18 protein-coding genes and 1 tRNA gene are annotated in these 26,920 nt (G+C 71.6%); 9 read left to right on the top strand and 10 right to left on the bottom strand.

Going from position 1 to position 26,920, the window contains the following annotated elements; all coding sequences use genetic code 11:
• Positions 1-195: 195 nt before the first annotated feature.
• Complete coding sequence (locus ACTJIY_RS14815; RefSeq protein ID WP_440674515.1) at positions 196-555, top strand: DUF488 domain-containing protein; 360 nt, start codon at positions 196-198, stop codon at positions 553-555.
• Here ACTJIY_RS14815 and ACTJIY_RS14810 read toward each other — a convergent pair.
• Positions 528-1,640 carry an acyltransferase family protein gene (locus tag ACTJIY_RS14810; RefSeq protein ID WP_440674516.1) on the bottom strand — a complete coding sequence of 371 codons (1,113 nt, stop codon included), beginning with the start codon at positions 1,638-1,640 and terminating at the stop codon, positions 528-530. The two genes, ACTJIY_RS14815 and ACTJIY_RS14810, sit on opposite strands and share 28 nt — an antisense overlap.
• Before the next feature lie 142 nt (positions 1,641-1,782).
• On the opposite strand from ACTJIY_RS14810, the gene ACTJIY_RS14805 reads away from it, so the two are divergent.
• The 3 genes from ACTJIY_RS14805 (at position 1,783) to ACTJIY_RS14795 (ending at position 3,815) form a co-directional block, all read left to right on the top strand.
• Entirely contained in the window at positions 1,783-2,589 is an 807-nt protein-coding gene (locus tag ACTJIY_RS14805) for a DUF1206 domain-containing protein (RefSeq protein WP_253050260.1), read from the top strand.
• Positions 2,590-2,657: 68 nt separating this feature from the next.
• The gene (gene def / locus ACTJIY_RS14800) at positions 2,658-3,143 is read left to right on the top strand and encodes a peptide deformylase (protein ID WP_047233027.1); all 486 of its coding nucleotides are present in this window, start codon (positions 2,658-2,660) and stop codon (positions 3,141-3,143) included.
• Between the two features lie 171 nt (positions 3,144-3,314).
• Positions 3,315-3,815, top strand: a complete 501-nt coding sequence (locus ACTJIY_RS14795; protein WP_047233028.1) for a DUF3145 domain-containing protein — start codon at positions 3,315-3,317, stop codon at positions 3,813-3,815.
• A gap of 77 nt (positions 3,816-3,892) precedes the next feature.
• Here ACTJIY_RS14795 and ACTJIY_RS14790 read toward each other — a convergent pair whose 3' ends face one another.
• The 6 genes from ACTJIY_RS14790 to ACTJIY_RS14765 all read right to left on the bottom strand — a co-directional run bounded on the left by ACTJIY_RS14790 (position 3,893) and on the right by ACTJIY_RS14765 (position 13,902).
• The gene (locus tag ACTJIY_RS14790) at positions 3,893-8,452 is read right to left on the bottom strand and encodes a choice-of-anchor G family protein (protein ID WP_440674517.1); all 4,560 of its coding nucleotides are present in this window, start codon (positions 8,450-8,452) and stop codon (positions 3,893-3,895) included.
• Positions 8,453-8,822: 370 nt separating this feature from the next.
• On the bottom strand, positions 8,823-10,067 hold the full coding sequence (locus ACTJIY_RS14785) for a beta-ketoacyl-[acyl-carrier-protein] synthase family protein (protein WP_439157812.1): 1,245 nt from the start codon (positions 10,065-10,067) through the stop codon (positions 8,823-8,825).
• A gap of 96 nt (positions 10,068-10,163) precedes the next feature.
• Positions 10,164-10,412 (bottom strand): acyl carrier protein, encoded by a 249-nt coding sequence (locus ACTJIY_RS14780; RefSeq protein ID WP_021482065.1) that lies wholly within the window; start codon positions 10,410-10,412, stop codon positions 10,164-10,166.
• Positions 10,413-10,576: 164 nt separating this feature from the next.
• Positions 10,577-11,584 carry a beta-ketoacyl-ACP synthase III gene (locus tag ACTJIY_RS14775; RefSeq protein WP_253050254.1) on the bottom strand — a complete coding sequence of 336 codons (1,008 nt, stop codon included), beginning with the start codon at positions 11,582-11,584 and terminating at the stop codon, positions 10,577-10,579.
• Positions 11,581-12,570 carry an ACP S-malonyltransferase gene (locus ACTJIY_RS14770; RefSeq protein ID WP_440674518.1) on the bottom strand — a complete coding sequence of 330 codons (990 nt, stop codon included), beginning with the start codon at positions 12,568-12,570 and terminating at the stop codon, positions 11,581-11,583. The genes ACTJIY_RS14775 and ACTJIY_RS14770 overlap by 4 nt, the downstream gene beginning before the upstream one ends.
• A 132-nt stretch (positions 12,571-12,702) precedes the next feature.
• Positions 12,703-13,902: a PucR family transcriptional regulator gene (locus ACTJIY_RS14765; protein ID WP_440674519.1), complete on the bottom strand. Its 1,200-nt coding sequence runs from the start codon at positions 13,900-13,902 to the stop codon at positions 12,703-12,705.
• 132 nt (positions 13,903-14,034) lie between these two features.
• On the opposite strand from ACTJIY_RS14765, the gene ACTJIY_RS14760 reads away from it, so the two are divergent.
• Entirely contained in the window at positions 14,035-14,721 is a 687-nt protein-coding gene (locus tag ACTJIY_RS14760) for a hypothetical protein (RefSeq protein ID WP_440674520.1), read from the top strand.
• A gap of 129 nt (positions 14,722-14,850) precedes the next feature.
• On the opposite strand, the gene aceE is transcribed toward ACTJIY_RS14760, so the two are convergent.
• The gene (aceE, locus tag ACTJIY_RS14755) at positions 14,851-17,613 is read right to left on the bottom strand and encodes a pyruvate dehydrogenase (acetyl-transferring), homodimeric type (protein ID WP_253050248.1); all 2,763 of its coding nucleotides are present in this window, start codon (positions 17,611-17,613) and stop codon (positions 14,851-14,853) included.
• A gap of 432 nt (positions 17,614-18,045) precedes the next feature.
• Between aceE and ACTJIY_RS14750 the strand changes: the two genes are divergently transcribed.
• From ACTJIY_RS14750 to ACTJIY_RS14740, 3 genes are all read left to right on the top strand, one after another.
• Positions 18,046-18,459: a DUF3052 domain-containing protein gene (locus ACTJIY_RS14750; RefSeq protein ID WP_253050246.1), complete on the top strand. Its 414-nt coding sequence runs from the start codon at positions 18,046-18,048 to the stop codon at positions 18,457-18,459.
• Complete coding sequence (locus ACTJIY_RS14745) at positions 18,443-18,946, top strand: peroxiredoxin (protein ID WP_439157810.1); 504 nt, start codon at positions 18,443-18,445, stop codon at positions 18,944-18,946. The genes ACTJIY_RS14750 and ACTJIY_RS14745 overlap by 17 nt, the downstream gene beginning before the upstream one ends.
• 139 nt (positions 18,947-19,085) lie before the next feature.
• Positions 19,086-19,162: transfer RNA gene (locus tag ACTJIY_RS14740), tRNA-Val, on the top strand.
• An 875-nt stretch (positions 19,163-20,037) separates the two neighbouring features.
• Here the strand turns inward: ACTJIY_RS14740 and ACTJIY_RS14735 are convergent.
• Complete coding sequence (locus tag ACTJIY_RS14735) at positions 20,038-20,844, bottom strand: hypothetical protein (protein WP_440674521.1); 807 nt, start codon at positions 20,842-20,844, stop codon at positions 20,038-20,040.
• On the bottom strand, positions 20,844-22,361 hold the full coding sequence (locus ACTJIY_RS14730) for a P-loop ATPase, Sll1717 family (RefSeq protein ID WP_440674522.1): 1,518 nt from the start codon (positions 22,359-22,361) through the stop codon (positions 20,844-20,846). Before ACTJIY_RS14730 ends, ACTJIY_RS14735 begins: the two co-directional genes overlap by 1 nt.
• Before the next feature lie 756 nt (positions 22,362-23,117).
• On the opposite strand from ACTJIY_RS14730, the gene ACTJIY_RS14725 reads away from it, so the two are divergent.
• The gene (locus ACTJIY_RS14725; protein ID WP_440674523.1) at positions 23,118-26,846 is read left to right on the top strand and encodes a DUF4132 domain-containing protein; all 3,729 of its coding nucleotides are present in this window, start codon (positions 23,118-23,120) and stop codon (positions 26,844-26,846) included.
• The last annotated feature ends 74 nt before the right edge of the window (positions 26,847-26,920 follow it).

The following is a 26,920-nucleotide window of genomic DNA, read 5'->3' as shown; positions in this document are numbered from 1 at the left end:
GCCGGTGCGCGGCGAGATGAGACCCGCAGAACGGCAACGATCCCGAGACCCAACGGACCAGCCGTGACAGGCCGGGACGTGCCCGTTCCGACTCATAATCTCTCGGTCGCGGGTTCAAGTCCTGCACGGGGCACCATCGGGATGACGGTCCGTCCTGCGGATGCGGTGCGCCCGGCGCAGGGGTGTCATGGCGTCATGACGATCCGGATCAAGCGCGTGTACGAGACGGCTGACGAGGACGACGGGTACCGGGTGCTCGTCGACCGGCTGTGGCCGCGCGGCGAGAGCAAGGAGAAGACGCACGTGGACCTCTGGCTCAAGGAGGTCGCGCCCTCCACGGAGCTGCGACAGTGGTTCCACCACGAGGAGCGGCTGTTCGACGAGTTCGCGGAGCGGTACCGGGCCGAGCTGGACGCGAACGGCGAGGCCGTGGGGGAGCTGCGGGACGTCGTCGGGCAGCATCCCGTGGTGACGCTCGTGTACGGGGCGCGGGACGAGGAGCACAACCAGGCGGTCGTGCTGCGGGACTACCTGGCCGCGACGGGCTCGTCCTGACGCGCCGGGGTGCGTCGGCCCGGACGGCCGGGGTCGCGCCGGAGGTCGCGGTCGAGGGTGCGGCGCAGCCGCGGGCCGAGCGGGCGCTCGACGGCGCGGTGGACCGCCCAGGCGAGCAGGAGGCACGCGGCGACCGCGACGGTGAGCGTCGCGGCCCGGGGCAGGTACGGGTGCACCGACTCGATCACCCACCGCCCCCACGACGCGTGCACGAGGTAGAGCGGGTAGGTGAGCGCACCCAGGGCGGTGAGCCACCCCCACGAGACCCGCGCGAGCGGGGTCAGCGTCGCGACGGCGACGACGGCGAAGCACAGGACGATCGCGACCCACCAGACGGCGGGGGGCACGACGACGTCGGTGCTGTTCTCGATGCGGGCCGCCTGGATCCGGCCCGAGACGGCGGCCGCGAGAGCGACGTCGAGGGCGAGCGCGAGCCAGAGGACCGGCGACCGGCGTTCCCGCGTGAGGAGGTAGAGCACCATCCCGCCGGCGAAGAGCGGGGCGTCGGGTGCGACGAGGACGGTCGCGACGAGGTCCGAGCCCGTCCGTGCCGCGATCTCTCCCGCGACGGGCCACAGCACGACGAACGCGACCACCCGCGCCCGGGTGAGGCCGACGGCGACGAGCACCCCGACGAGGACGTAGAACCGCAGCTCCGACCAGAGCGTCCAGTAGACGGCCTCCAGGTCGGGGATCCCGAACGCGCGCTGGACCATGGTGAGGTTGGCGGCCGCCTGCGGGAGGTCGACGTCGCGCCGACCGGGGATCACGAGGACGAGCAGGGCGAGCGTGAGGAGCACGGCGGCCCAGTACGCGGGGAACAGCCGACCGGCTCGCGAGGCGACGAAGCCGCGGACGTCGCGGCCCCACGCCGTCATGAGGATGACGAAGCCGCTGACGACGAAGAAGAGCTGGACGCCGAACGAGCCGTAGGCGGCGACGCCCTGCACGCCCGGCAGGGAGTCGCTCGTCCGCTCGCCCCACGCGTGGTGGTTGACGGCGACGAAGTGGTACACGAGCACTGCCGACGCGGCGGCGAACCGGAGTCCGTCGAGCACCGCGAGGCGCGGGGTCGTCGTGGGCATTCGAGGCACGTTACCAAACCGTGATCTGAGCTTCCTGGGGACGGCGCTCGGCGTGCGTGCGGGGCGCGGTGCTGGCACGGTGTCCGGGCCGGAGAACCCGGCGGCGCGCTGGGGGCGGCGTCCCGACGACCGAGGAGGTCCAGTGGCACCGAGCATCAGCTCGACGGGCAAGGCGGCCGCGCGCGGCGCGCGGGGCAGCAGGCTGCTCGAGATCCTCGCCCGCGCCGGGTACGCCGTCAGTGGCCTGCTCCACCTCGTGGTCGGGGTGCTCGCCGTGCAGGTGGCGACCGGGTCGACGTCGAGCGAGCAGGCGGACCAGACCGGCGCGCTCACCGCCATCGCGCAGACGCCGGGCGGGACCGTCCTGCTCTGGTTCGCGGTCGTGGCGTTCGCCGCGCTCGCGCTGTGGCAGCTCACCGTGGCGATCAGCGGCGCCGCCGAGACGTCCGACCGGCTCAAGGCCGCCGGCAAGGCGGTGCTCTACCTGGCGCTCGGCGTGCTCGCCGTGCAGGTCGTGAACGGGTCCGCGGGCGGCTCCGGCCAGGAGGAGAGCATGACGGCGACGCTCCTGCAGAAGCCGGGCGGCGTGCTCCTCGTGGGTGCCGTCGGCGTCGGGATCGTCGCCGCGGGCGTGTACCACGTGGTCAAGGGCTGGCGGAAGAAGTTCCTCGAGGACCTGGAGGGCGGTACGGCCGGGAACGTCGGACGTGCCGTCGTCACGCTCGGGCGGGTGGGCTACGTCGCCAAGGGGGTCGCGCTCGGCGTGCTCGGCGCGCTCTTCGTCGTGGCCGCCGTGCAGCACGACCCCGAGCAGGCGGGCGGTCTCGACGCCGCGTTCGCGACCCTCGCGGCCCAGCCGTTCGGCGCGGTGCTGCTCGTCGCCGTCGGGCTCGGCTTCGCCGCGTACGGGCTCTACTCGTTCGCCCGCGCCCGGTACGCCCGCATGTGACGCGGTGGGCAGGGGCGCCGGCCGTGAGGCCGGCCGCCCGTCCGCGCGCGCATGGAAGAATGGCGACCATGGCGATGAGAGAGATCCGGACCATCCCGGACCCCGTGCTCCGCACCCCCTGCGACGAGATCACCACCATCGACGACCGCGTGCGCTCGCTCGTCGCGGACCTCGTCGAGACCGTCGACCACGAGGGACGCGCGGGCCTCGCCGCCAACCAGATCGGCGTGAACCTGCGGGCGTTCTCGTGGAACATCGACGACGAGATCGGGTACGTGCTCAACCCGCGCATCGTCGAGCTCTCCGACGACTACCAGGACGGCGACGAGGGCTGCCTCTCCGTCCCCAACCTCTGGTACCCGACGCGGCGCGCCTGGTACGCGCGCGTCGTGGGGACCGACCTCGACGGCAACGAGGTCGTCGTCGAGGGGACCGAGCTCATGGCCCGCTGCCTCCAGCACGAGTGCGACCACCTGGACGGCATGCTCTACCTGGACCGTCTCGACCGCTCCGTGCGCAAGAAGGCGATGCGGGAGCTGCGCGCCCACCTGTGACGACGCGCGTCGGCCGACCGCGGCCGGGCACGCCCGGCGAATCTCTCGCGCGAACGCGCGATGTCGTGCAAGATGGGCACGAGACACGCCGCGCGATACCTGTGACGTGCTGTGACACCACCCTCGGTGAGGACGTTGGGGAAGACGCAACCTCGACCTAGGGAGGCAGACATGGCCGGTGCCATCACCCGCGGTGTTCTTTACGTGCACTCAGCACCGCGTGCTCTGTGCCCGCACATGGAGTGGGCCGCGGGCAACGTCCTCGGCGTGCGCGTGTCGCTCGACTGGACCGAGCAGCCCGCCGCGCGCGGCCTCTACCGGGCCGAGTACTCGTGGCAGGGCCCGCAGGGGACGGGCGCCAAGCTCGCCTCCGCGCTGCGCGGCTGGTCCCACCTGCGCTACGAGGTCACCGAGGAGCCCAGCCACGGCGTCGACGGCGGCCGCTGGTCCCACACGCCCGACCTCGGCATCTTCTACGCCCAGACCGACGTGCACGGCAACATCGTCGTCCCGGAGGACCGGATCCGTGCCGCGCTGGAGCAGGTGAGCGAGCCCTGGGCCATGCGTGACGCCCTGCACCTCGCGCTCGGCAAGGCGTGGGACGACGAGCTCGAGCCGTTCCGCTACGCCGGTGCCGGCGCCCCGGTGCGCTGGCTCCACCGCGTCGGCTGACGCCGCGTCCGCCACCCCCGGACACGACCGAGGGCGCCTGCCGGAAGAACCGGCAGGCGCCCTCGGTCGTGGTGCGCCTAGCTCGCCCGACGTGCGCGGTGCGTGCGCAGGCGGACGGCAGCGCCGGTGGCCACCAGCAGGAGCGCGGCGACCAGGACCAGCGCCAGGTCGTCGGTGCCGGTCCGGGCGAGGTAGTCCGACCCGGTGCCGTTGCCGGTGTTGTTCGAGCCCGAGCCCGAGCCCGAGCCGGGACCGGAGCCGCCCGGTCCGTCGCCGCCCGAGGCCGTGAGGTAGACCTCGAACGACGCGACCGTGGAGTCGCCGACGGCGACGCTCGTCGCCGTGCCCGTGTGCGGGCCGACCTCGAAGTCCGCCGGGACGACGAACGTCCAGCTGACCTGGCCGTTCGCGTCGGCGGTCGCCACCGGCAGGATCAGCGGCTCCGAGTTGATGACCGCCTGGACCGACTCGCCCGGCTCGAAGCCGGACGCGACGAAGGTCTGCTCCGCGCCGCGCAGCACGCGAGGCGTGACGAACGACGAGACCAGGGCGCGGTCACCGGCCGCGACGACCGTGAGCGGCGTCTCCGCCTCGTTCCCGGTGTCGTCGGACGCGTGGACGGTGTAGTCGCCCGGCGTCGCGTCCTCGGGGACCGTGATCGGGGTGGTGAAGCTCCCCGTGTCGTCGGTCTCCACGTCGACCGTCGCGACGACGTCGCCGTCCTCGTCGAGCAGGTCGACCGTGACGGTCGTGCTCGGCGGCCAGCCCTCGCCCGTCACGGTGACCTCGTCGCCGGGGTTCGCCGTGGTCGGGTCGACCGTGACGGTCGGCTCGGACACCCCGACGCCACCGACGCCGAGCGGGGTCTCCGCCTCGGTCGAGGTGGTGTCGTCGATGCCGACCACCGTGTAGTCGCCGGGGGTGGTGTCCGCGGGGACGGTGATCGGGGTGGTGAAGTTCCCGTCGCCGTCGGTGGGGACGTCGCCCAGGCTGGTGACCACCGCGCCGGAGCCGTCGCGGATCTCGACGGTGACCGTGGCGTCGGGGGTGTAGCCCGTGCCGTCGACGGTGACGTCGTCACCGGGGTTGGCGGTGGTCGGGTCGACGGTGATCGTCGGCTCGATCGCGGCTGCCTCCACCGTGAGGGGCGTCTCGGCCTCGGTGGAGGTGGTGTCGTCGATGCCGACGACGGTGTAGTCACCGGGGGTGGCGTCCGCCGGGACGGTGATGGGCGTCGTGAAGCCGCCGTCGCCGTCGGTCGGGACGTCGGTGAGCGTCGCGACGACCGCCCCGTCAGCGTCCCGGACCTCGACCGTGACCGTCGAGTCGGGCGTGTAGCCGGTGCCGGTGACGGTCGTCGGCGTGCCCGCGGGCACGGTCGTCGGGTCGACGGTCACCACCGGGGTGAGAGCCGCGGCCTCGATCGTGAGCGGGGTCTCCGCCTCGGTCGAGGTGGTGTCGTCGATGCCGACGACGATGTAGTCGCCGGGAGTGGTGTCCGCGGGGACGGTGATCGGGGTCGTGAAGTTCCCGTCGGCGTCGGTGGGGACGTCCTCGACGGTGGCGACGACCGCACCGCTCTCGTCGCGGATCTCGACGGTGACCGTGGCGTCGGGGGTGTACCCCGTGCCGTCGACGGTGACCTCGTCACCGGGGTTCGCGGTCGTCGGGTCCACGGTGAGTGCGGGCTCGATCGCCGCAGCTTCCACGACCAGGGGCGTCTCGGCCTCGGTGGCGGTCGTGTCGTCGATGCCGACGACGGCGTAGTCGCCCGGTGCGGTGTCGACCGGGACGGTGATGGGGCTGGTGAAGCCGCCGTCGCCGTCGGTGGGGACGTCGCTCAGGGTGGCGACGACGGTGCCGGTCGTGTCCCGGACCTCGAGCGTGACGGTCGAGTCGGGCGTGTAGCCGGTGCCGGTGACGGTGGTCGGCGTGCCCGCCGGGACGGTCGTCGGGTCGACCGTGACGGCCGGGGTGAGGGCGGCAGCCTCCACGGTGAGCGGGGTCTCCGCCTCGGTCGAGGTGGTGTCGTCGATGCCGACGACGGTGTAGTCGCCGGGAGTGGTGTCCGCGGGGACCGTGATCGGGCTGGTGAAGTTCCCGTCGGCGTCGGTGGGGACGTCCTCGACGGTGGCGACGACCGCACCGCTCTCGTCGCGGATCTCGACGGTGACCGTGGCGTCCGGGGTGTAGCCCGTGCCGTCGACGGTGACCTCGTCGCCGGGGTTCGCCGTGGTCGGGTCGACCGTGACGGCCGGGGTGAGGGCCGCGGCCTCGACGGTGAGCGGGGTCTCCGCCTCGGTCGAGGTGGTGTCGTCGATGCCGACCACCGCGTAGTCGCCGGGCGTGGTCTCCGCGGGGACGGTGATCGGGGTCGTGAATCCGCCGTCGCCGTCGGTCGGGACGTCGCTCAGGGTGGCGACGACCGTGCCGGTCGTGTCCCGGACCTCGACCGTGACGGTCGAGTCGGGCGTGTAGCCGATGCCGGTGACGGTCGTCGGCGTGCCCGCCGGGACGGTCGTCGGGTCGACGGTGACGGCCGGGGTGAGGGCCGCAGCCTCCACGGTCAGGGGCGTCTCGGCCTCGGTGGAGGTGGTGTCGTCGATGCCGACGACGGTGTAGGTGCCGGGGGTGGTGTCCGCGGGGACGGTGATCGGGGTCGTGAAGTTCCCCTCCCCGTCGGTCGGGACGTCGCCCAGCGTGGCGACCACCGTGCCGCTCTCGTCGCGGACCTCGACGGTGACCGTCGAGTCGGGGGTGTAGCCCGTGCCGTCGACGGTGACGTCGTCACCGGGGTTGGCGGTGGTCGGGTCGACCGTCACGGAGGGCGTGAGCGCTGCTGCCGTCACGGCGAGAGCCGTCTCGGCCTCGGTCGAGGTGGTGTCGTCGATGCCGACGACGGTGTAGTCGCCGGGCGTGGTGTCCACGGGGACGGTGATCGGGGTCGTGAAGCCGCCGTCGCCGTCGGTCGGGACGTCGGAGAGCGTGGCGACGGCGGTGCCGGTCGTGTCCCGGACCTCGACGGTCACGGTGGCGTCCGGCGTGTAGCCGGTGCCGGTGACGGTCGTCGGCGTGCCCGCGGGCACGGTCGACGGGTCGACGGTGACCGCAGGCGTGATCGCTGCGACCGTCGAACCACGGACGGTCGCCGAGGCGAGATGGAGCTCGGCGAGGCCCGTTCCCGTACCGACCTCGAGGAGGGACAGGGTCAGTGCGCGCTGCGTGAACGTCGCGTCCGCGACGGACGGCTCGGGCTCCTGGACGTTGACGACGAGGCTCACGACCTCCGTGAGGATCTCGAACACCGGCGAGAGCGCCGTGAGCACGGGACCGGTGACCTCCGACGTGATCGTCCCGGCGAGCGTGCGCACCAGTCCGGTCCCGTCGGCGAACAGCACGCTGTTGAGCGGACCGGCCAGCGCGCTGACGAGGTCGCCCAGCGGGAGCGTGACCGGCAGGCCGGAGAGCGCGATGGTGATGGTCGCGTCGCCCGGGGCCACCGTCCCGCCGACCACGTCGCCGACGGTCGTGTCGAGGTTGATGTCGAGGTTCAGCAGGTCGGGTGCGAGGGGGATCGGGTTGTCGACGACGGCCTCGACCGACAGCGTCAGGCTCGCGGCGTGCAGGGCCGTGTCGACCGCGCCGACGAGCGCGGTCGTGAGGTCGTCGAGGGCCGCGCCGAGCCCGTCGAGGATCGCGTTGATCGCGGCGTCGTCGAGGACCTCGGTGTTGGGGTCGAACCCGTTCAGCGACCCGGCGCCGCCGAGGATCGTGTCGAGGTCGACCGTGACGGTCCCGTCACCGACGTTGATCACGACGCCCTCGTCGCCGAAGTCCTGGTCGAGCACGGGCGCCAGGGCGCTGTCGAGGTCGACGTCGATCGCGACGGTCGGTTCGAGGTCGGCGCCGAGGACCTCCAGGACGCCGGCCAGCGCGCCGATCGAGTTCAGCGCCTGGGCGAGCAGCCCGTCGGTCCCGACGAGCTGGCCGACGGCGCCGTCCACGAGCGGGACGACCTCGTCGTCGACCGTCGTGGCGATGCCCGAGACGGCGGGGCTGTCGAGCGTGAGGGTCGCACCGGCGATCTGGTAGTCGCCGGTCGGTGCCGTGCCGCCGGTCGCCTCCGCCGTCGCGGACAGCGCGCCGAGCGACAGGTCGAGGTCCGCGACGACCGACTCGAAGCCGGGGCCGAGGAGCTGCGTGAGGTTGAGCTGCGCGTCGGACGGGAACTCCTCGCTGCCGCCGACGGAGATCGCGCCCTGGTCGGAGACGGCGCCGGACGCGGCGCGGGCCGAGCCGTCGTCGTTCGCCTCGCCGTACTGGTTGACCGCGCCGAGCTGCAGGATCCCGTTGGGGCCCAGCAGCTGGAGGGTGCCGGTCAGGTCGATCCCGAGCGTCTGGAAGACCGAGGCGGCCAGGGGGTTCGTGACGACGGGGTTCGCCCCGGAGGGGTTCTCGGCCACGGCCCCGTCGAGGGCAGCGATCGTCGCGAGGTCGAGCCCGGCGACGCTGCCGCTGAGGAACTGCCCGCTGGCCTCCGAGTCGTCGGTGGGGGCGGCCGTCGCGGCGATCCCTCCCGCGAAGGTCAGGGCGCCGACGACACCTCCCACCGCGGCGAGCGCCGTCGCTCGCCTCAAGAGGGGAGGTGGTGCCGGGGTGGAGAGGTGTCTCGCCGTTCGGGTCACGTGCTCTGTCCTTCCGCTCGCCTGCCTCGAGGTCGTGATGTGGCAGAGGCCACATCACGCCCACAGGTTCGGCGATGCGACCTGGGCGCGCTCGGCGGGTGACGAGGGGGGCGGGGGTGAATCCCCCGGATCCTCGGTCGTCCGGGAGACTGCGTCCGGATTTGGGCGACCTTGTCAGGACAAAACGGATGGGTGAAAACGCAACGAACTGGACGGACGTCCATCTCAGGAGCCGAGATCCCCCGTCCGGACGGGCCTCGGACGCACGCGAGCCCCGGCGCGACGGCTGGTGGCCGACGCGCCGGGGCTCGTGAGAGGTCGGTCAGGCGCTCGCGACGGCGAGCGCGACGTTGTGGCCGCCGAACCCGAACGAGTTGTTCACCGCGACGATGTCGCCGGACGGCAGCGGAGCCGGGGTGTCGCGCACGAGCGGCACCTGGAGCTCCGGGTCGGGGTTCGCGACGTTGATCGTCGGCGGAGCGAGGCGCTCGGCGACCGCCTTGATCGTGAAGATCGACTCCAGGGCACCCGCGCCACCGAGGAGGTGGCCCGTCATCGACTTGGTCGCCGACAGCAGCACGTGGTCCGTGTCGGAGCCGAGGAGGGAGCGGATCGAGCGGGTCTCCGTGAGGTCGCCCACCTTGGTCGAGGTCGCGTGCGCGTTGACGTGCACGACGTCGCGGCCGGTCACCCCGGCCTCCTCGATCGCGCGGCGCATCGCCGCGACCTGCCCGCGACCCTCCGGGTCCGGGGAGGTGATGTGGTAGGCGTCCGAGGACAGGCCGACGCCCGCGAGCCGCGCGTACACGCGGGCACCGCGCGCGGCGGCGTGCTCGGCGCTCTCCAGGACGACGACGCCCGAGCCCTCGCCGATGACGAAGCCGTCGCGGTCGACGTCGTAGGGGCGCGACGCGCCCTGCGGGTCGTCGTTGCGCAGCGAGAGCGTGCGCGAGGCGGCGAAGGCCGCGATCGGCATGGGGTGGATGGTCGCCTCGGTGCCGCCTGCGACGACCACGTCGGCGCGGCCGGCGCGGATCATGTCGACGCCGTAGCCGATCGCCTCGGCCCCGGACGCGCAGGCCGAGACGAGCGCGTGGGCGCCCGCACGGGCACCGAGCTCGAGCGACACGTACGCGGTGGGGGAGTTGGGCATCAGCATGGGCACCGTCATCGGGAGCATGCGGCGGGCACCGCGCTCACGCAACGTGTCCCAACCGTCCAGCGTGGTCCAGATGCCGCCGATGCCGGACGACACGACGGTGCCGAGACGGTCGCCGTCGACCTCGGGGCTGCCCGCGTCGGCCCACGCCTCGCGCGCCGCGATGATCGCGTACTGCGTGGACGGGTCCATGCGCTTGATCTCGGGCCGCGCCAGGACCTCGGCGGGGTCCACCTTGAGGGTCGCGGCGAACGTCACCGGGATCTCGTAGCGCTCCGCCCAGTCGTTGTCGAGGGTGCGGGCGCCGGACTCACCGGCGAGCGCCGCCGCCCAGGTCGAGGGCACGTCGCCGCCGAGCGGCGTGGTGGCGCCGAGGCCGGTGACGACGACTTCAGTAGCGGCGGACATGGTGCTCCTCGGGTGGGGTTCTGGGGCGGGAGGACGGGCGGGTCGGCGCGGGTGACGCCGACCCGCCCGTAGGCCTGCGAAGCAGGCGGGGCGTGCTCAGGCCTGGGCGCCCGTGATGAAGGACACGGCGTCGCCGACCGTCGTGAGGTTCTTGACCTCGTCGTCCGGGATGCGGACCCCGAACTTGTCCTCGGCGTGCGTGACGATCGTCATCATCGACAGCGAGTCGATGTCGAGGTCGTCGGTGAAGGACTTCTCGAGCGCGACGGCGTCGGTCGGCAGACCCGTCTCCTCGGCGACGATCTCCGCGAGGCCGGCGAGGACTTCCTGCTCGGTGTAAGCCATGGTTTCTCCTTGTCGTGGGGCCGGCGGCGACCGGTCCCGGTGGCGGTGCCCGGGTGGGTGTCCCGGGCGGTACAGCGATAGACGGTGCGTGCGACGGACGGGTCCGCCGACGGCGTGGGTCCTCCCGCGGGGGAGGGCGGCCGTCCGTCCAGGGTGATTCTCCCCTACGGCAGGACGACCACCTGCGCCGCGTAGACGAGCCCGGCGCCGAACCCGATCTGGAGCGCGAGGTCCCCGGAGCGGACCTGGCCCTCGTCGAGCAGGCGGCGGGTGGCGAGCGGGATCGAGGCGGCCGACGTGTTGCCGGTCTCCGCGATGTCGCGGGCGACCGCCACCGTGTCGGGGAGCTGGAGCTGCTTGATCATCTGGTCGATGATGCGCATGTTCGCCTGGTGCGGCACGAAGGCGCCGATGTCGCCGGGTGCGACCCCGGCCTCCGCCATGGCCTTGGCCGCGACGGGCGCCATCTGGAACGCGGCCCACTTGAACACGCTCTGCCCGTCCTGGCGCAGCGTGGGCCACCCGAGCGAGGGGTCCTCGCGCAGGTCCGACCAGGCGTGCGTCTGGCGGATCGCCTGGGCCTTGCCGCCGTCGGACCCCCACACCGTGGGGCCGATGCCCGGGGTGTCCGACGGGCCGACGACCGCGGCGCCCGCGCCGTCGCCCAGGAGGAACGAGATCGACCGGTCCGTCGGGTCGATGAAGTCGCTCATCTTCTCGGCGCCGACGACGAGCACGTGCGTGGCGATGCCCGCCCGGACGAGCGCGTCGGCCTGCGCGATCGCGTAGGCGTAGCCCGCGCACGCGGCCGAGACGTCGAACGCGGCGGCGGGCGTCGCGCCGAGGCGCTCGGCGAGCACCGCGGCCGCGGCGGGCGTCTGGTGGAAGTACGTGACCGTGGAGACGATGACGGCGTCGACGTCGGCGCCCTGGAGCCCCGCGCGGGCGAGCGCGTCGCGCGCCGCCGCCTCGGACAGGTCGAGCACGTCGACGTCGGCCCCGGCGCGGCGGCGCGTCACGATCCCGGTGCGCTGGCGGATCCACTCGTCGGACGAGTCGATCGGCCCGGCGATGTCGTCGTTCGTGACGACGTTCTCGCCGCGCACGCCACCGATCGCGAGGATCCGCGAGAACGCCGGGCCGGTGGCCTGGCGCAGCGTCACGCCACTCACGCGTCGTCGCCCGGGGCAGGTGCGCCGCCCACGACGGAATGGCGGGCGATCAGGTCGCGGGCCGCCTCGACGTCGTCGGGCGACTTCACGGCCACCGACTCCACGCCCTTGAGCGTGCGGCGCGCGAGGCCCGTGAGGACACCGCCCGGCGCGAGCTCGAGGATCGCGGTGACGCCCAGCTCGGCGAGCGTCTCCTGGCACAGGTCCCAGCGCACGGGCGCGGCGATCTGCGCGGTGAGGCGCCGGACGACGTCGCGTGCCTTGCCGGACGTGCTGCCCTCGATGTCGATGGTCGCGTACGACTCGCCGTCGGCGTTCGAGAGGAACGGCAGGCGCGGGTCGGCGACGTCCCACGCCGCGGCGACCGGCTCGAACTCCTCGAGCGCGGGCTGCATGAACGGCGTGTGGAACGCCCCGGCGACCTGGAGCGGGATGACGCGCGCCTTGGCGGGCGGGTTCTCGGCGAGCGCCGCGAGGTGGTCGAGCGCCCCGGCGGCGACGACCTGGCCGCCGCCGTTGACGTTCGCCGGCCACAGGTGCGCGGCCTCGATCGCGGCGAGGACCTCCTCGGGGTCGCCCCCGACGACCGCGCTCATGCCGGTGGGCGTCGCGGCGGCGGCCGCGGCCATGGCACGAGCACGGTGCGCGACGAGCCCGACCGCGCCGACGTCGGTCAGCGCGCCCGCGACCGCGGCGGCGGCGAGCTCCCCGACCGAGTGGCCCGCGGTCACGTCGACGACGTCGGCGGTGTCGCGGCCGTCGAGGATCGCCCGCAGGGCGACGAGGGACGACGCGACGATGAGCGGCTGGGCGACCGCGGTGTCACGGATCGTGTCGGCGTCGGACTCCGTCCCGTGCGCACGCAGGTCGAGGCTCGCGGCCTCGCCGAACGCGGCGACCTGGTCGGCGACGCCGGGCAGCTCGAGCCAAGGGGCGAGCATTCCGGGGGACTGGGAGCCCTGTCCAGGGCACAAGACGGCGAGCACCCGTCAACTGTGCCAACCCGCTGCTCCCGCGCCACGTCACGACCCGCACCAACCTTGCGGAAGGTGATTGTGCCGAACCTACAAGGCGACCCGGACGGCGCACCCCACGAGCGCCGCTCCGCCCGCCCGGGCTCAGCGCGCGGTGGAGAGCTGCCCGAGGGCGAGCGCGACCTGCAGGACGAACGACTCGCGCGCGTCGAGCGGGTCCCACCCGGTGATCTCGGAGACCTTGCGCAGGCGGTAGCGCACGGTGTTGGGGTGCACGTACAGCGAGCGGGCCGCCGCCTCGAGCGACCGTCCCGTGCCGAGGTAGGCCGACAGGGTCTCGAGCACGGATCCCGTCGCCTCCGCGAGCGGCCGGTACGCCTGCGCGACGAGCGTGCGGCGCGCGGTCGTGTCGCCCGTGAGCACGCGTTCGGGGAGCAGGTCGTCCGCGAGGACCGGGCGCGGTGCCTGGGGCCACGCCGGTGCGGCCCGCAGGCCCGCGAGCGCGGCCTGGGCCGAGCGCGCCGCCTCCTCCAGGCCGGGGACGGTCGGGCCGATGACGACGGGGCCGGGCCCGAACCGCGGCAGGAGCGACGCGGCCGCGGCCTGCAGGTCGCCCTCCCCGCCGAGGACGAGGACGAGGCGGTCGCCGTGGATGCCCACGAGCGCGTCGCCCGCCGCGCGGCGCGTCGCGCGGCGCAGCTCGGCCGTGCGCACCTCGTCGAGCGTCGAGGCGATCGTCCCCGCCATGACCAGGGTCGGGCCGTGGCCGCCCCAGCCGAGCGCCGAGACGCGCGAGCGCAGCGAGTCGTCGCCGTCGCCGCGGATCAGCGCGTCGACGACGAGGGCCTCGAGGCGCGCGTCCCACGCGCCGCGGACCTCCGCGGCGCGCGCGTAGACCTCGGCGGCGGAGAACGCGACCTCGCGCGAGTAGCGCAGGACCGCCTCGCGCAGGTCGCGCTCGCCTCCCGGGGCGGCGAGCTGGTCGGAGTACGCCTCGACGACCTCGACGACGATGCGGACGAGCTGGAGCGTGTTCTGCAGCGAGATCGAGCGGGTCAGCTCCGGAGGGGCGGCCGCGAAGATGTCGCTCACGCCGTGCGGCGGGGCCAGCGGGTCGGCGTACCAGGTGACGAAGGCGGTGATGCCGGACTGCGCCACGAGACCGACGTACGAGCGGTCCTCGGCGGGCAGCTCGCGGTACCACGGGATCTCGTCGTCCAGGCGGCGCAGGGCCGCGGACATGAGCAGGCCGCTCCCGTCGCGCAGGCGCTGGAGGTTGTCCGCGTTGCCCGTCGGGCCGCTCGGGGCGGACGCGCTCGCGGGCGTCCTGGGGGTGGCCGTCACGCGCCGAGCATACGGTCCGCGCTTGTGGACAGTCCACAAAGGGCCGCGCCCGCACACGAGCCCGCGCGGAGCCCGACGGCGTCCGACCCGGGCCGCTGGGTGAGCGTCCGGACGACCCGCTAGGGTCGGGACATGGCCCTCATGCCCCGACTCCGCCAGCTCATGCGTCGGCCGACGTCCGCGTCGACCGTCGGCACGCGCCGCCCGCGGTCCGGGGAGAAGCGCGGGGACACGGTCCACGAGGACGCCCTGCGGGCGATGCTCGTCGACGACCCCAACGACGAGCGCGCGTTCCGGGCGCTCGCCGAGCTGGTCCGGCGCCGCGCCGCCGAGGGGCCGGCCGCGGACGACCCGCTCGCCGCGCCTGCGGACGAGACGGAGAAGCAGCGCGCCGCGGACCTCGCGGTCTGGGCGCTCGCGGAGGAGCTCGCCGGGCACCCCAAGGGGTGGTACCCGCTCGTCGAGCTGGGGCGGCTGTCCCTCGACGACGACCAGGAGGCCGCGCTGCGCCGGTTCGCCACCGCGGCCGAGCGCGACCCGTCCGGCCGCGCGCTCGCACAGTCGATGGAGGTGCTGCGCACGGCGGGTCTGCCCGTCGAGGCGCTGGGCCTGGGCGTCGGGCACTGGCGCGCGCGCGAGCACGAGCCGGAGGTCGGGCGCCAGCTCGTCCTCGCGGCGATCGAGGCCGACCGTCCCCTCGATGCCCGGCACCACCTGGAGTCGCTGGTCGAGTACGGCGACCCTCAGGGTGTGGCGTCCCTGCGCACGGACCTCGAGCGCACCGTCGCGCAGGCCGAGCAGCACCGCGCCGGGACCTGACCCGCGCCGCCCGGGCGAGGACGCGGCGCGGGACCGCCGCTGCGCCGTCGGGCCGCCCACTGCCCGCACGACGACGGCCGGTCACCCCGCGGGGCGACCGGCCGTCGTCGTGCTACCGGGCGGGGACCGTCAGGACTCGCCGCCCGCGTTGCCGGACGTGCCGGCGGTGACGTCCATGAGGCGGTACTTCTCGATCGCCTGGGCGGACGCGTCCGCGGGGACCTTGCCCTGCTTGGCGAGCGCCTGCAGCGTGCGGACCACGACGGACGGGCCGTCGATCTTGAAGTGCCGGCGGGCGGCCGCGCGGGTGTCGGAGAACCCGAAGCCGTCGGCCCCGAGCACCTCGTAGTCGCCCGGGACCCACTTGCGGATCTGGTCGGGCACGAGGTGGTCGTAGTCGCTCGTCGCGACGAACGGGCCCTCGGCTCCGGACAGCTTCTCGGTCACGTACGCGACGCGCGGCTCGGCGGCCGGGTCGAGGAACGCGGCCTGGTCGGCGGCGAGGCCGTCGCGGCGCAGCTCGTTCCAGCTCGTCACGCTCCACACGTCGGCCGCCACGCCCCAGTCGTCGTGGAGGAGCTGCTGCGCCTCCAGCGCCCACGGGACGCCCACGCCCGAGGCGAGGATCTGGGCCCGCGGGCCGTCGCCCTCGCCGACGGAGATGCGGTGGATGCCCTTGAGGATGCCCTCGACGTCCACGTCCTCCGGCTCGGCCGGCTGGACCATCGGCTCGTTGTACACCGTGAGGTAGTACATGACGTTCTGGTCGCGCCCGTCCGCGCCGACGCCGTGCTCACCGGGGCCGAACATGCGCTCGATGCCGTCGCGCACGATGTGGCGGATCTCGTACCCGTAGGCCGGGTCGTACTGGACCATGGCCGTGTTCGTGCCCGCGAGGAGCGGCGAGTGGCCGTCGGCGTGCTGCAGGCCCTCGCCGGTCAGCGTCGTGCGGCCCGCGGTCGCGCCGATGATGAAGCCGCGCGTGAGCTGGTCGCCCGCCGCCCAGAACTGGTCGCCCGTGCGCTGGAAGCCGAACATCGAGTAGAAGATGTAGAACGGCACCATGATCTCGCCCTGCGTGGCGTAGGACGTGCCGACCGACTGGAACGCGGCCGCGGAACCGGCCTCGTTGATGCCGGTGTGCATGATCTGGCCGGCTTCGGACTCCTTGTAGCTCAGCATGAGCTCGCGGTCCACGGCGAGGTAGTGCTGGCCCTGGGTGTTGAAGATCTTCGCCGACGGGAAGATCGAGTCCAGGCCGAACGTGCGCGCCTCGTCCGGGATGATCGGCACGATGCGCTTGCCGAACTCCTTGTCCTTGATGAGGTCCTTGAGGAGCCGGACGAAGGCCATCGTCGTGGCGATCTCCTGCTGGCCCGAGCCCTTCTTGAGGATCTCGTAGGACTTGTCGCCCGGCAGGGTGATCGGCTTGGGCGACGAGCGGCGCTCGGGGACGAACCCGCCGAGCTGCTGGCGACGGTTCAGCAGGTACTGGATCTCCGGCGCGTCGGGGCCCGGGTGGTAGTACGGGGGCTCGTACGGGTTGGCGTCGAGCTCCTCGTCCGTGATCGGGATGCGCAGGGAGTCGCGCAGCGCCTTGAGGTCGGCGAGGCCGACCTTCTTCATCTGGTGCGTCGCGTTGCGGCCGGCGAACGTCGGGCCGAGCGCGTAGCCCTTGACCGTGTGCGCGAGGATCACCGTCGGCTGGCCCGTGTGGGCGCGTGCCGCGGCGTAGGCCGCGTAGATCTTGCGGTAGTCGTGGCCGCCGCGCTTGAGGTTCCAGATGTCGTCGTCGGTCATGTTCTCGACGAGCTGCTTGGTCCGCGGGTCGCGGCCGAAGAAGTGCTCGCGGATGAACGCGCCGGACTCCGCGCGGTACGTCTGGTAGTCGCCGTCGGGCGTGACGTTCATGAGGTTGACCAGGGCGCGGTCCTTGTCCGCGTTGAGCAGGACGTCCCACTCGCGGCCCCAGATGACCTTGATGACGTTCCAGCCCGCACCGCGGAACTGCGCCTCGAGCTCCTGGATGATCTTGCCGTTGCCGCGCACCGGGCCGTCGAGGCGCTGCAGGTTGCAGTTCACGACGAACGTCAGGTTGTCGAGCTGCTGCTGCGCCGCGAGCTGGAGCATGCCGCGCGACTCGGGCTCGTCCATCTCGCCGTCGCCGAGGAACGCCCACACGTCCTGCTGCTCCGTGTCACGGATGCCGCGGTTGTGCAGGTACTTGTCCGTCCACGCCTGGTAGATCGCGCTCGCCGGGCCGAGGCCCATGGAGACCGTCGGGTACTCCCAGAAGTCGGGCATGAGCCGCGGGTGCGGGTACGACGGCAGGCCGCCGCCCGGGTGCGACTTCTCCTGGCGGAACCCGTCGAGCTGGTCCGCCGAGAGGCGGCCCTCGAGGAACGCGCGCGCGTACACGCCGGGGGAGGCGTGGCCCTGGAAGTAGACCTGGTCGCCGCCGCCGGGGTGGTCCTTGCCGCGGAAGAAGTGGTTGAGGCCCACCTCGTACAGCGTCGCCACCGACGCGTAGGAGGAGATGTGGCCGCCGACGCCGATGCCGGGCCGCTGCGCGCGCGTCACCATGACGGCGGCGTTCCAGCGGATCCACGAGCGGTAGCGGCGCTCGAGCGCCTCGTCGCCGGGGAAGTAGGGCTCCTCGTGCACACCGATGGTGTTCACGTAGGGGGTGGTCAGGGACGTCGGGACGGCGACGTTGCGCTCCCGGGCCCTCTTGAGCAGGTTCAGCAGGACGTAGCGGGCGCGCGGGCCCCCGCGGTCGTCGATCAGGCCGTCGAGGGCCTCGACCCACTCGCCGGTCTCGGCGGGGTCGAAGTCCGGAACCTGGCTGAGCAGACCGTTGATCAGCGGTCCGGTCTCGTCGTACGAAGCCACCAGCAACCTCATATCTCGTCGGATGCCGGGCGCACGGCCGCGCGGTACACGGCCGACACCCGTCTCGGGGCCACTCCGGGCACGCGGCCGCGGCCGCTGGTGGCGACCGCGCCTCTTCACGAGACCAGGGTGGTCTACCCATTGTGTTCACAACGCGCGCGTAAGTCACACCATCGGGTGGTCAAGAGGGCGTGATTTCGGCGACACGGCCGGGAGGTGAGGTGTCCCGGCGTCGTGCGGGTGCGGTGCCCGACGGAGGTCCGGGCACCACGTGCCCGGCCGGTGTCCGTGGGAGGCACCTTGCCAAGCAACGGATCCTCCGGTGGGCTACCTTTGCCAGACACGGCAGGTCGTCGTGCGCGCGGGCGTCCGCCCGCGCGTCGGTCGGCCCGCCGCACGGACGGACAGGACGAGGAAAGGAACGACACGACAGTGACCGACACCGCAGGGCCCAGCGGGGCGGACCGCCTGGGGTTCGCGCCCGGCAACGTGGTGCAGGAGTTCGGCTGGTCGGAGGACGTCGACGACGACCTGCGCGGTGAGCTCGAGGAGCTCGTCGGCGGCGAGCTCGTGGACGAGGACTACGACGACGTCACCGACGGCGTGATCGTGTGGTTCCGCGAGGACGACGGCGACCTCACCGACCTGCTCGTGGACGTCCAGACCGTGCTCGACGACGGCGGCCTCATCTGGGTGCTCACGCCCAAGCCGGGCCGGTCCGGGCACGTGGGCCACAACGACATCCAGGAGGCCGCGACCACGGCCGGGCTGCACGCGACGAGCACGTTCGCCATCGCGCCCGACTGGTCCGCGACGAAGCTCGGGACCCGTGGCCGCGGTCGCTGACGGCGCGAGCGCACCGACCGTCGGGGGCGCGGTGCGTCCTGGTCCGGGGGACCCGGCGCCCGACTTCACGCTGCCCGACACGCACGGCACGCCCGTCCACCTCGCCGACCTGCGCGGCGGCCCGGTGCTCCTCGTGTTCTACCCGTTCGCGTTCTCCGGCATCTGCACGGGCGAGCTCTGCGAGCTGCGGGACAACCTCGAGGACTTCGAGGCCGCCGGCGTGACCCTGCTGGGCATCTCCTGCGACTCGGTGTTCACGCAGAAGGCGTGGGCGGCCCAGGAGGGCTTCGAGTTCGACCTCCTCTCCGACTTCTGGCCCCACGGCGACGTCGCCCGGGCCTACGGCGTGCTGGACGAGGAGAACGGGCTCGCCCTGCGCGGCTCGTTCCTGCTCGACGCCGACGGGATCGTGCGCTGGTCCGTCGTCAACCCGCGCGGGCAGCGCCGCGACCTCGACGGGTACCGGCGGGCGCTCGAACAGCTCTGACGCGGGAGCGCGCATGGGGCGCGGCGCACGTGTGGGCTCCGCAGGGTGGGGCCTACATCTAGTCCCCGCGTCGAGCGGACGCGCCTCGGTGTGGCCAGTGGCGGGGCGTCGACCCGGTAGGCTGTGCTCCGCTGTTCCGGGGCCTGTAGCTCAGTTGGTTAGAGCGCCACGCTTACACCGTGGATGTCGGGGGTTCGAGTCCCTCCGGGCCCACCATCAAGGAAGTGCGGGTTTGTTGCCCAACGTCGTACTCCGGGACCGAACCACTGGGACCGTCTGCTCCCATCCGGCTTTGCCGAGGTCGTAAGAGCCTCAATCGCGCTGCATGCCGCCCGGCCCTGCTCTCAGAGGGCGGTGGCACGAGGGTAGGCGACCGACTTCGGCCTGTTGAGTCCGGTCTGAGCAGGACGACGAACAGGGGGTCAGGCGCCCGGTAAGCAACGCGGTGCGGATGCTTAGCACTCCTCCCAGGCACTCGGCGACGTGCTATTGGCGCGGAAACTGCTCGTCTAAGGGGCCGCTGAGCCTACGGGATGTCGAAGCGCGTGACCCAGCGTCGCTGCGATCACAGTGCACGCGAACGCCACGCAGGGCGGCAAGGACTGCCCGCGATGGTCAGGAGACTGAAGCGTGGACTGGACAACCCCATCGGGAACTTTGCCGTCGCAGAAACCCTCGCCGAGCACTGACGACGCTAGCGGGGGTGTGAAGGACCGCCAGCGACTCGCTCGACGGCCTCGCCGGGCAAGCCTCCGGCCACCCTTCAGCCTTCGTTCGTCGTCACACCGGCGGGCTGCTGTCCCACGGAACCCCGCGCCTGGGCATGGACAAGCCTGAGCAGAGGTCCGCTCTCGGGGAGGGCCCCTTGCCGCAACAATCCGGGACACCGACCGAGTTGAGTTCGCGCCGCGCGCAGCATCCGAAGTATCCGGCCGTCGTCCCGACCGCGTCGCATGAGCAAATCGCTAACCGAGATGAACCCTGTGACGAAGTGCCAATTGTTTCATTGACCTCCACCGCCTACTTGCCGAGCGCCGGATTCATGGAAGCGATCGGCAGGGCGCTAGTAGACTTGGTATGTCCAAACGGCGTCAGGTCAGCTCGTCCTCAAGATTCTGGCGGTCAATAGGTTTAAGGCCCCAGCCCTGAGCGGACCGAGCGCTCGCGGAGACTCGCTCATTGCTCGCCATCAATCGACTCGCGCTGCCGACGGCAAGTCTCCCCTGGTGCCAAAGAGAAAGAAGGAGGACGACAAGAAGGCCGATGGCGCAGAATGTAATCGTGCCTGACGCCGAGGTAAGTGCGCTGTCCAGACCCTGGCCAATCGACCAGACGCACAATGGCCCCCAAAGCAGTAACCCTGCTAGGACTCGAATGTCTGTCAATGTCCGCACGGTGTCTGAACTGCCAGGCAGTTCGGACATCGACGTATCGGACGTATGAATCACCTCGGAAAGAAACTTGACGTGAGCACCCTTCTGATCGGCTTTCAGGAGGTCGACATAGTCGGGGGACGCTGAAATGGTTCGCTGCAATTGCGAAAGATCACCAAAGGGAATCGGGCTGAAGAGGCGTTGCCAACGGTTCCACTCGTTGACCGGCCTGTCAATCGGCAGGGCATGTAGAGCGGCGATTTGAGTCCACCCGAAGCACCACACCGCGAACGCACACCACCAACTTCCCACTAGGAGAATTAGCACGACTCCCACAACCGCGATTGTTGCGGCGGGGAACAGGGTAACACTCTGACCCAGAGTGCTCGCCTGAAGCGAGTCCTCGCTTGCGCTGGGTGCCTTGCGAAGCCACTCAAGAATGACAAAAGCGGCAGCGAAGATGCCGGTCGGGACCGCGGCGCGCCAGTGGCGAAGTTCCGTTAGGAGCGAGATGGCTTTATCCATCAGCCTTCGCGCATTCCGAACGGGCGCGACCAAGCGTGTGTGAGTGCATTATGGAGCACCAGTGTACCCTGAACGTTGAGATCAACGTCATTCCGTCGATGGTAGAAGACCATATATCTTTCACTGCCGTTATCGAACAGATTTCCCAATGCGCCAGCGAAGAAGAAGAGCCGGAGGAAATCGTCTGCCTTTACTTCCAGCCCCGGTGCAGTCGCTGAAATTGTTCGACGGTAGTCTGATCGGGTGAATCGCGGCGAATCGAGCGACTTGAGTGCATTCAGCGCAGCGGTCGTCTCCGCGACGCCACCCTCGTACCCAGCAAGTTCTCCCCTGACAGCGTCGACAAAGTACTTGGTTGAATACTGGAGAACGCCTTCGCGAATGACTTGTTGATCGAGCAATGCGCTTCCATTGCTCGAAGGGTTGGTGGCCTCGGTTAGCCGTACGTACTCCATGAGTTGGAGAATGTCTCTCGGTGTGTGCCGGGTGAGGTTGAGAAGGTACTTGAGCCTCTTCGGCTGGCGGCGATTACGATTTCGGTTATGCCCGCGTCCTCCGATCGTAATGGTCTCGGGGAAGTATGAGAGAACATCGACTTCCGTCTCCCCGACGCCCTGCGCTGCTTTCTGGTTCACCAGTCTGATGAGAGGCGCGTTTTCGCTGGCGCCCCCCGACAGGATCCGCCAATCGAGGTCGTACGCAAAGTCGCGCATCTTATGTGCGTCGGGCAGAATAAGCGAGATCCTGGAAAAGATATCATTCCGCAGAAGCAGTACTATGCTGCCAGTCGCTTGGCCCTCGCGAAGGTCAAGGTTGATGTCGTATGCCGCCTGTGAGAGGCCCGCGATCGATTCGTCGTACCTGGGGTCGTTCAGCAGAATTGAGTCGAGCCCGTCGAGAATAAGAATGTGTCGACGTGTGGATCGCAGTGACCGTGCCCATTTCTCCAAGTAGGGCGTCAAGGTAGAGATATCAACGCGGGAGCCTATTTCGTCTTTGAACAGACTGCCCGCCGATGAAGGATCGATAGAGTAGGAGATGTTGGTGATTTGTTGGAGTTTCCGCCCCGACTCGCCCCCCATGAAGCCGGCATCGCGCAGCGTTCGAATTACTCGCTTGACGTCACGCAACTGACTGATTCGCGTGTTTGGGTCGCTAAGTGCAACATCGAGATAGTTGCAGAGAAGGATGAACTTCCAGGCACCGTACGTCCGTTGAGCGCCCTTGGGTTGCCCGGTCCTAAGTTCCGGAATGTCGCCGATTGGAAGATTTCTGGCGCTCCGCATTTGGCAACGATATAGCGAGCTGTCGCTGCGTCCGTTTCTCTCAAGGTAGAGGCCGAGCGCGGATTTGCCGGTGCCTTTGGGGCCCAGGATTAGTGTCTTCTCGCCGGAAGTGACCTGCTGGACGGCTCCACCGATGTCAACGTAGCTGCGTATGAAGTCTGCCTCGCTCGTCAGCGCTTCGTTGACGGAGTCACTCTTGCCGAAGTAGAGATCGCGAAACTCTGCTTTCACCGTTGGTGTCTTCCCGCTCGTAGGGCCACGTTGGGGCAGAGTACCGCTTAGGGGCGGTGTCTGGTCGATAGACCCACGTGGACTCGTGGGTGAAGTGTCGGACCCGCATCTCCTCCACGAGCGGTGATAGGTGCCGGAGGGAGGCAACGTATGTTGCGGGATGCCACCGTAGTGTCGACGACGTCACGCGTTCGGGGAGCACGCTGGATCTGGCGCTGGATTGATGTCGTGTGCGGGCTCTCCGCCGGGTACGGTGGCCTTGAGGCGAGGCGTGCGCAGGAGTGGTCGAAGGCTCGCGCGTCTCGCAGGACCAGGATATCGGCGACCTCTGTGAAGGTGCGCCGTTCCAGCCGGGCGTTACCTCTAGACGCAGTACTGGCAATGTCTGAGGGTTCGCAGTTGTGGCCGTTGCCAATCGTCGGTGCGCGTCACGGGTGCCGTGGCTGCGTTCTTGTCGGCAGTGCGACCCGGTCACGCCGTGGCGGCCCCTAGCCGGTGGTGAAGTCCTAGAGCGATACGGACTGCGCGGTGTAGTGGCACGTCTTTGTCGGGGTTGCCGATTACCGGGTTTCGAGTCTCTTGAGCCCTTTAGAGCAACTTACGGTCAGGCCGTCCCGCGGAGCCCTGTGAGGTACCCCACGATGGGCGAGGACGGCCCAAGCTGGTCCTGTGGGTGCCTGGAGACGCAAAGTCCTGTCGGCACCGCCCCCTAGCATCGGCCGCACCAGCAGCGACGACGTGACGGTGAGGTAGAGGGTGCTCGAGAAGGTCAAGGGTCTGTTCCGGCGGGACGAGGAGCAGGCGGGAGGGGGCCGGCCGAGCGCTCGGCTCGTCGACGCGCTGAAGGTGCTCGCCGTCGAGTCGCCGGGCCTCGCAGACCGCGCGGTCGCCTACGTGCACCGGGGCGAGGGGCCGGAGGTCCTGCTGGAGCTCGAGGCCCTGCGCGGCGGTGACGTCGAGGCGCTGCTGGGGCGGCCGGGCCAGTCCGGCATCTACTCGTGGACGACGCCCGCACAGGACGACCGGCTGAAGGCCGCGGTGCCGGGCTGGACGTCCGCGAAGGCCGTCACGGCCCGGTCCAACCTCTACACGCTGAGCGACTCCGTGACGATCCCCGAGCTCGTTCGCCTCGGCCGGGTGCTGAGCGCCGTGTCGTCGGAGGTGGACCGCGAGCGCCCCGCCGACCCGCGCTGGCTCACGGTGCTGGTCAACGACATGTCGCGGCGCGCGAACGACCGCCGCAAGGGCAGGAACGGCAAGCAGACGCCCGACCGCTGGACGCCGGACCTGCTGGTGGCGCTCGCGGTCGAGGGCGGCGTGCCGGAGGCCGACGCGCCGGCCGTCGTGCTGCGCGAGCTGTTCGAGCGCCCGACGTCGTCGGGCTGGGCGTCGCGGCACCTCGGCCCGGCGCTGCTCGGCGACCCGGCGCGCGACTTCGTGGTCGCGCACGTGGACGTCGCGACCCAGGCGCTGCCGGGCGTGAGCGCCGCGGGCCGGACGGAGCTGGTCGAGCTCGTGGCGTCCGACCCGGCGGCGACCGACGCGCTCGCCCCGCTCCTGGCGCGGCTCGCGGCGGACACGAGCAAGGGCGTCCGTGAGGCGGCGGTGGCCGCCGTCGCGCAGCTCCCGGGCGAGCGCCAGCGCGAGATCCTCACCCCGCTCCTCACGGCCCTCGCGCCGTCCCGGCTCGGGACGGTCGTGACGCGCCTCGCGCAGGTCGACGGCGGGCTGGCCGACCTCGAGCAGGCCGCCGAGCAGTCGACCGGGGCGCGCGCGACGCTCCTGCGCGACACCGTCGAGCGCGCCCGCGTGCTCGACGCCGCGCAGGAGGACGAGCCGGCGATCGAGGTCCCGCCCTTCGAGCCCTTGCCGGAGACGGTGCTGGGCGACGAGTTCGTGCAGGCCGCGCGGGCCGCGATCGACACCGCCCTCGAGCGCGCCCGCGCCGAGCAGGCGGCGCACCCCGGGAGGAAGGACGACGCCGGGTGGCCGCGGTGGCGTCGACAGGCCGTCGAGCAGGACCTCAAGGAGCTGCCCGGCATCTCCGACGAGGACCTCCGGGTCTTCGCGGGGTTCCTGTCCGGGACGAGCACGCGTCGCCCGGGCGGCGTCGCGATGCGCCGGCTGTCCGCACCGGGCGTCTTCTCGCGCCTCCCGGGCATCACCCTCCTGCACCGGCTGCGGCTCCAGGCGAACGAGGCGCGCGGGCGCAGCGAGCGGTTCGGCTGGTATCGGCTCAACGAGGGCGACACGTTCGACGTCGACCTGCGCGTCCTCGACGAGGCGCTGCGACGCATCGGTCGCGACGACGCCGAGGCGCTGATCGACGAGCTGTACTTCTCCACGTGGTGGGCCATGGACACGGTGACGCCCGAGAATGCGTGGCCGTACTACGCGGGGCGCCTCGACCGGCTCGCCGCGGCGCTCGACGATCGCGAGCGCACCTACGGCACGACCAAGCCGGCCCGGGCGCTCGCGGTGCTCGCGCAGCTCCCGCACGTCCCGCGCCGGTTCCTGCCGCGACTGACCGAGCTCGCGCTCGGCGAGGGCCGCACCTACCGCGCGACGGCGCAGGCGGCGCTGAGCACGCACCCCGGCGTGCGGGGGCTGGCCGAGCAGGGGCTCGGCAACGGCCGGTCCGAGGTGCGCCGCACCGCCGCGGAGTGGCTGGCCCGGCTCGGCGACGCCGACGCGGTGCCTGCCCTGCGGGCCGCGCTCGCGAAGGAGCGCAGCGAGGTCGTCCGTGCGGCGCTCCTCACGTCGCTCGAGAGCCTCGGGGAGGACATCTCGGTCGATCTCGCGCCGGAGGTGCTGCTCGCGGAGGCGACCAAGGGACTGCGCGGCAAGGCGCCGGTGAGCATGTCTTGGTTCGACCTGGGCTCCCTCCCGGACGCGCGCTGGGCGGCGGACGGCTCGCCGGTGGACCCGACGATCCTGCGCTGGTGGGTCGTGCTCGCGGTCAAGCTCAAGGACCCGAGCGGCGCGGGGCTGCTCGAGCGATACCTGTCGCTCCTGCAGGAGGAGGACCGCGCGCGCCTCGGCAGCCACGTGCTGGCCGCGTGGGTCGCGCAGGACACGCGCAACCCGTCGCCCCAGGAGAGCGACGCGCACGCGACGGCCGGTGCCCAGCAGCGCTACGACCAGTTCCAGGCGTGGGCCAAGCGATCGCCGGAGTACTACTCGGTCGAGGCGTCCAAGTCGGTCGAGGACCATCACCGTGACCTGTACCGGGAGCACCAGGCGACCTACCTCGGCTCCGCGGTCAAGGACAAGGGGATGCTGGCGCTCACGGTCGCGATGCAGGGCGGCGAGCTCGCCGCGACCTTCCAGCGCTACGCCAAGGCGCACATCGGCCGCCGGGCGCAGACCGAGGCCCTCGTCCAGGCGCTCGCGGCGAACGGTCAGCCCGCCGCGATCCAGGAGCTCCTCGCGGTCTCGCGCCGCTTCCGGCAGGCGACCGTGCAGGAGACCGCGCAGCGGCTCGCCGCCGAGCTCGCGGACCGGCGCGGCTGGACGGCGGACCAGCTCGCGGACCGGACGGTCCAGACGGCGGGCTTCGAGGACGACGGTCTGCTCCACCTCGACCTCGGGTCGCGCGAGTACGTCGGGCGCATCACTCCCGCGTTCACCCTCGAGCTCACGAGCGACGCCGGGAAGGTCGTCAAGGCGCTCCCGGCCGCGCGGGCGCAGGACGACCCCGAGCTCGTCGCGGCCGCGAAGAAGCAGCTCACCGCGAGCCGCAGAGAGCTCAAGGCGGTCGTCACGCTCCAGACGCAGCGGCTCTACGAGGCGATGTGCGTGGGCCGCACGTGGACCGCGCAGGAGTGGCAGGAGTACCTGCTCGGTCACCCGGTGATGTCGCGGCTCGTCGAGCGGCTCGTGTGGGTCGAGAACCCTGGCACGGACGAGGCTCGCCCGTTCCGTCCCGACGGCGGCGCGCTCGTCGACGCGGACGACGAGGACGTCGAGCTCGGCGAGGGTTCGACGGTCGGTCTCGCCCACGCGGTGCTGCTCGGTCAGGAAGCCACGGCCGCATGGGCGGCACACCTCACGGACTACGAGGTCACCCCGCTCTTCGCGCAGCTCGACGTCGCGACGCCGGACGTCCCGGCGGGCGCGACGGCGATCGACGACCACAAGGGCTGGTTCTCCGACAGCTTCTCCATCCGGGGGCGCGCCACCAAGCGCGGCTACACGCGCTCGCAGGCGGAGGACGCCGGGTGGTTCAGCGCGTACACGAAGTCGTTCGCGAGCGCGGGGATCGTCGTGCAGATCGAGTTCACGGGGTCGTTCGTCCCGGAGGAGAACATCGCGGCCGCGGTGACCGCGCTGACGTTCGAGCGGACCGGCCGCGGGTCGGGTCGCGGGACCGCGCGGATCGCGGACCTCCCGCCCGTGCTCGTCGCGGAGGCGTACCGCGACTACGTCGCCGTCGCCGAGGCAGGCGCCTTCGACCCCGACTGGGAGCGGAAGAGCCAGTACTGACCGTGCCGGTCGGCCCGCACCAGGGCCGACCGGTACGGCGCGGGGGGGGGGGGGGGGGGGGGGGGGGATAACCC

The organism is Cellulosimicrobium sp. 22598, assembly GCF_052044445.1.
Taxonomy (GTDB): Bacteria; Actinomycetota; Actinomycetes; order Actinomycetales; family Cellulomonadaceae; genus Cellulosimicrobium; species Cellulosimicrobium cellulans_G.
This window is presented reverse-complemented; position numbering and strand designations above follow the sequence as displayed.

What these genes read in the sequence shown, in the direction of transcription:
- ACTJIY_RS14815 (WP_440674515.1), top strand. Translation starts at nt 196, where the DNA reads ATGACGATCCGGATCAAGCGCGTGTACGAGACGGCTGACGAGGACGAC.
- ACTJIY_RS14810 (WP_440674516.1), bottom strand. Translation starts at nt 1,640, where the DNA reads ATGCCCACGACGACCCCGCGCCTCGCGGTGCTCGACGGACTCCGGTTC.
- def (WP_047233027.1), top strand. Translation starts at nt 2,658, where the DNA reads ATGGCGATGAGAGAGATCCGGACCATCCCGGACCCCGTGCTCCGCACC.
- ACTJIY_RS14795 (WP_047233028.1), top strand. Translation starts at nt 3,315, where the DNA reads ATGGCCGGTGCCATCACCCGCGGTGTTCTTTACGTGCACTCAGCACCG.
- ACTJIY_RS14785 (WP_439157812.1), bottom strand. Translation starts at nt 10,067, where the DNA reads ATGTCCGCCGCTACTGAAGTCGTCGTCACCGGCCTCGGCGCCACCACG.
- ACTJIY_RS14780 (WP_021482065.1), bottom strand. Translation starts at nt 10,412, where the DNA reads ATGGCTTACACCGAGCAGGAAGTCCTCGCCGGCCTCGCGGAGATCGTC.
- ACTJIY_RS14760 (WP_440674520.1), top strand. Translation starts at nt 14,035, where the DNA reads ATGGCCCTCATGCCCCGACTCCGCCAGCTCATGCGTCGGCCGACGTCC.
- ACTJIY_RS14735 (WP_440674521.1), bottom strand. Translation starts at nt 20,844, where the DNA reads ATGGATAAAGCCATCTCGCTCCTAACGGAACTTCGCCACTGGCGCGCC.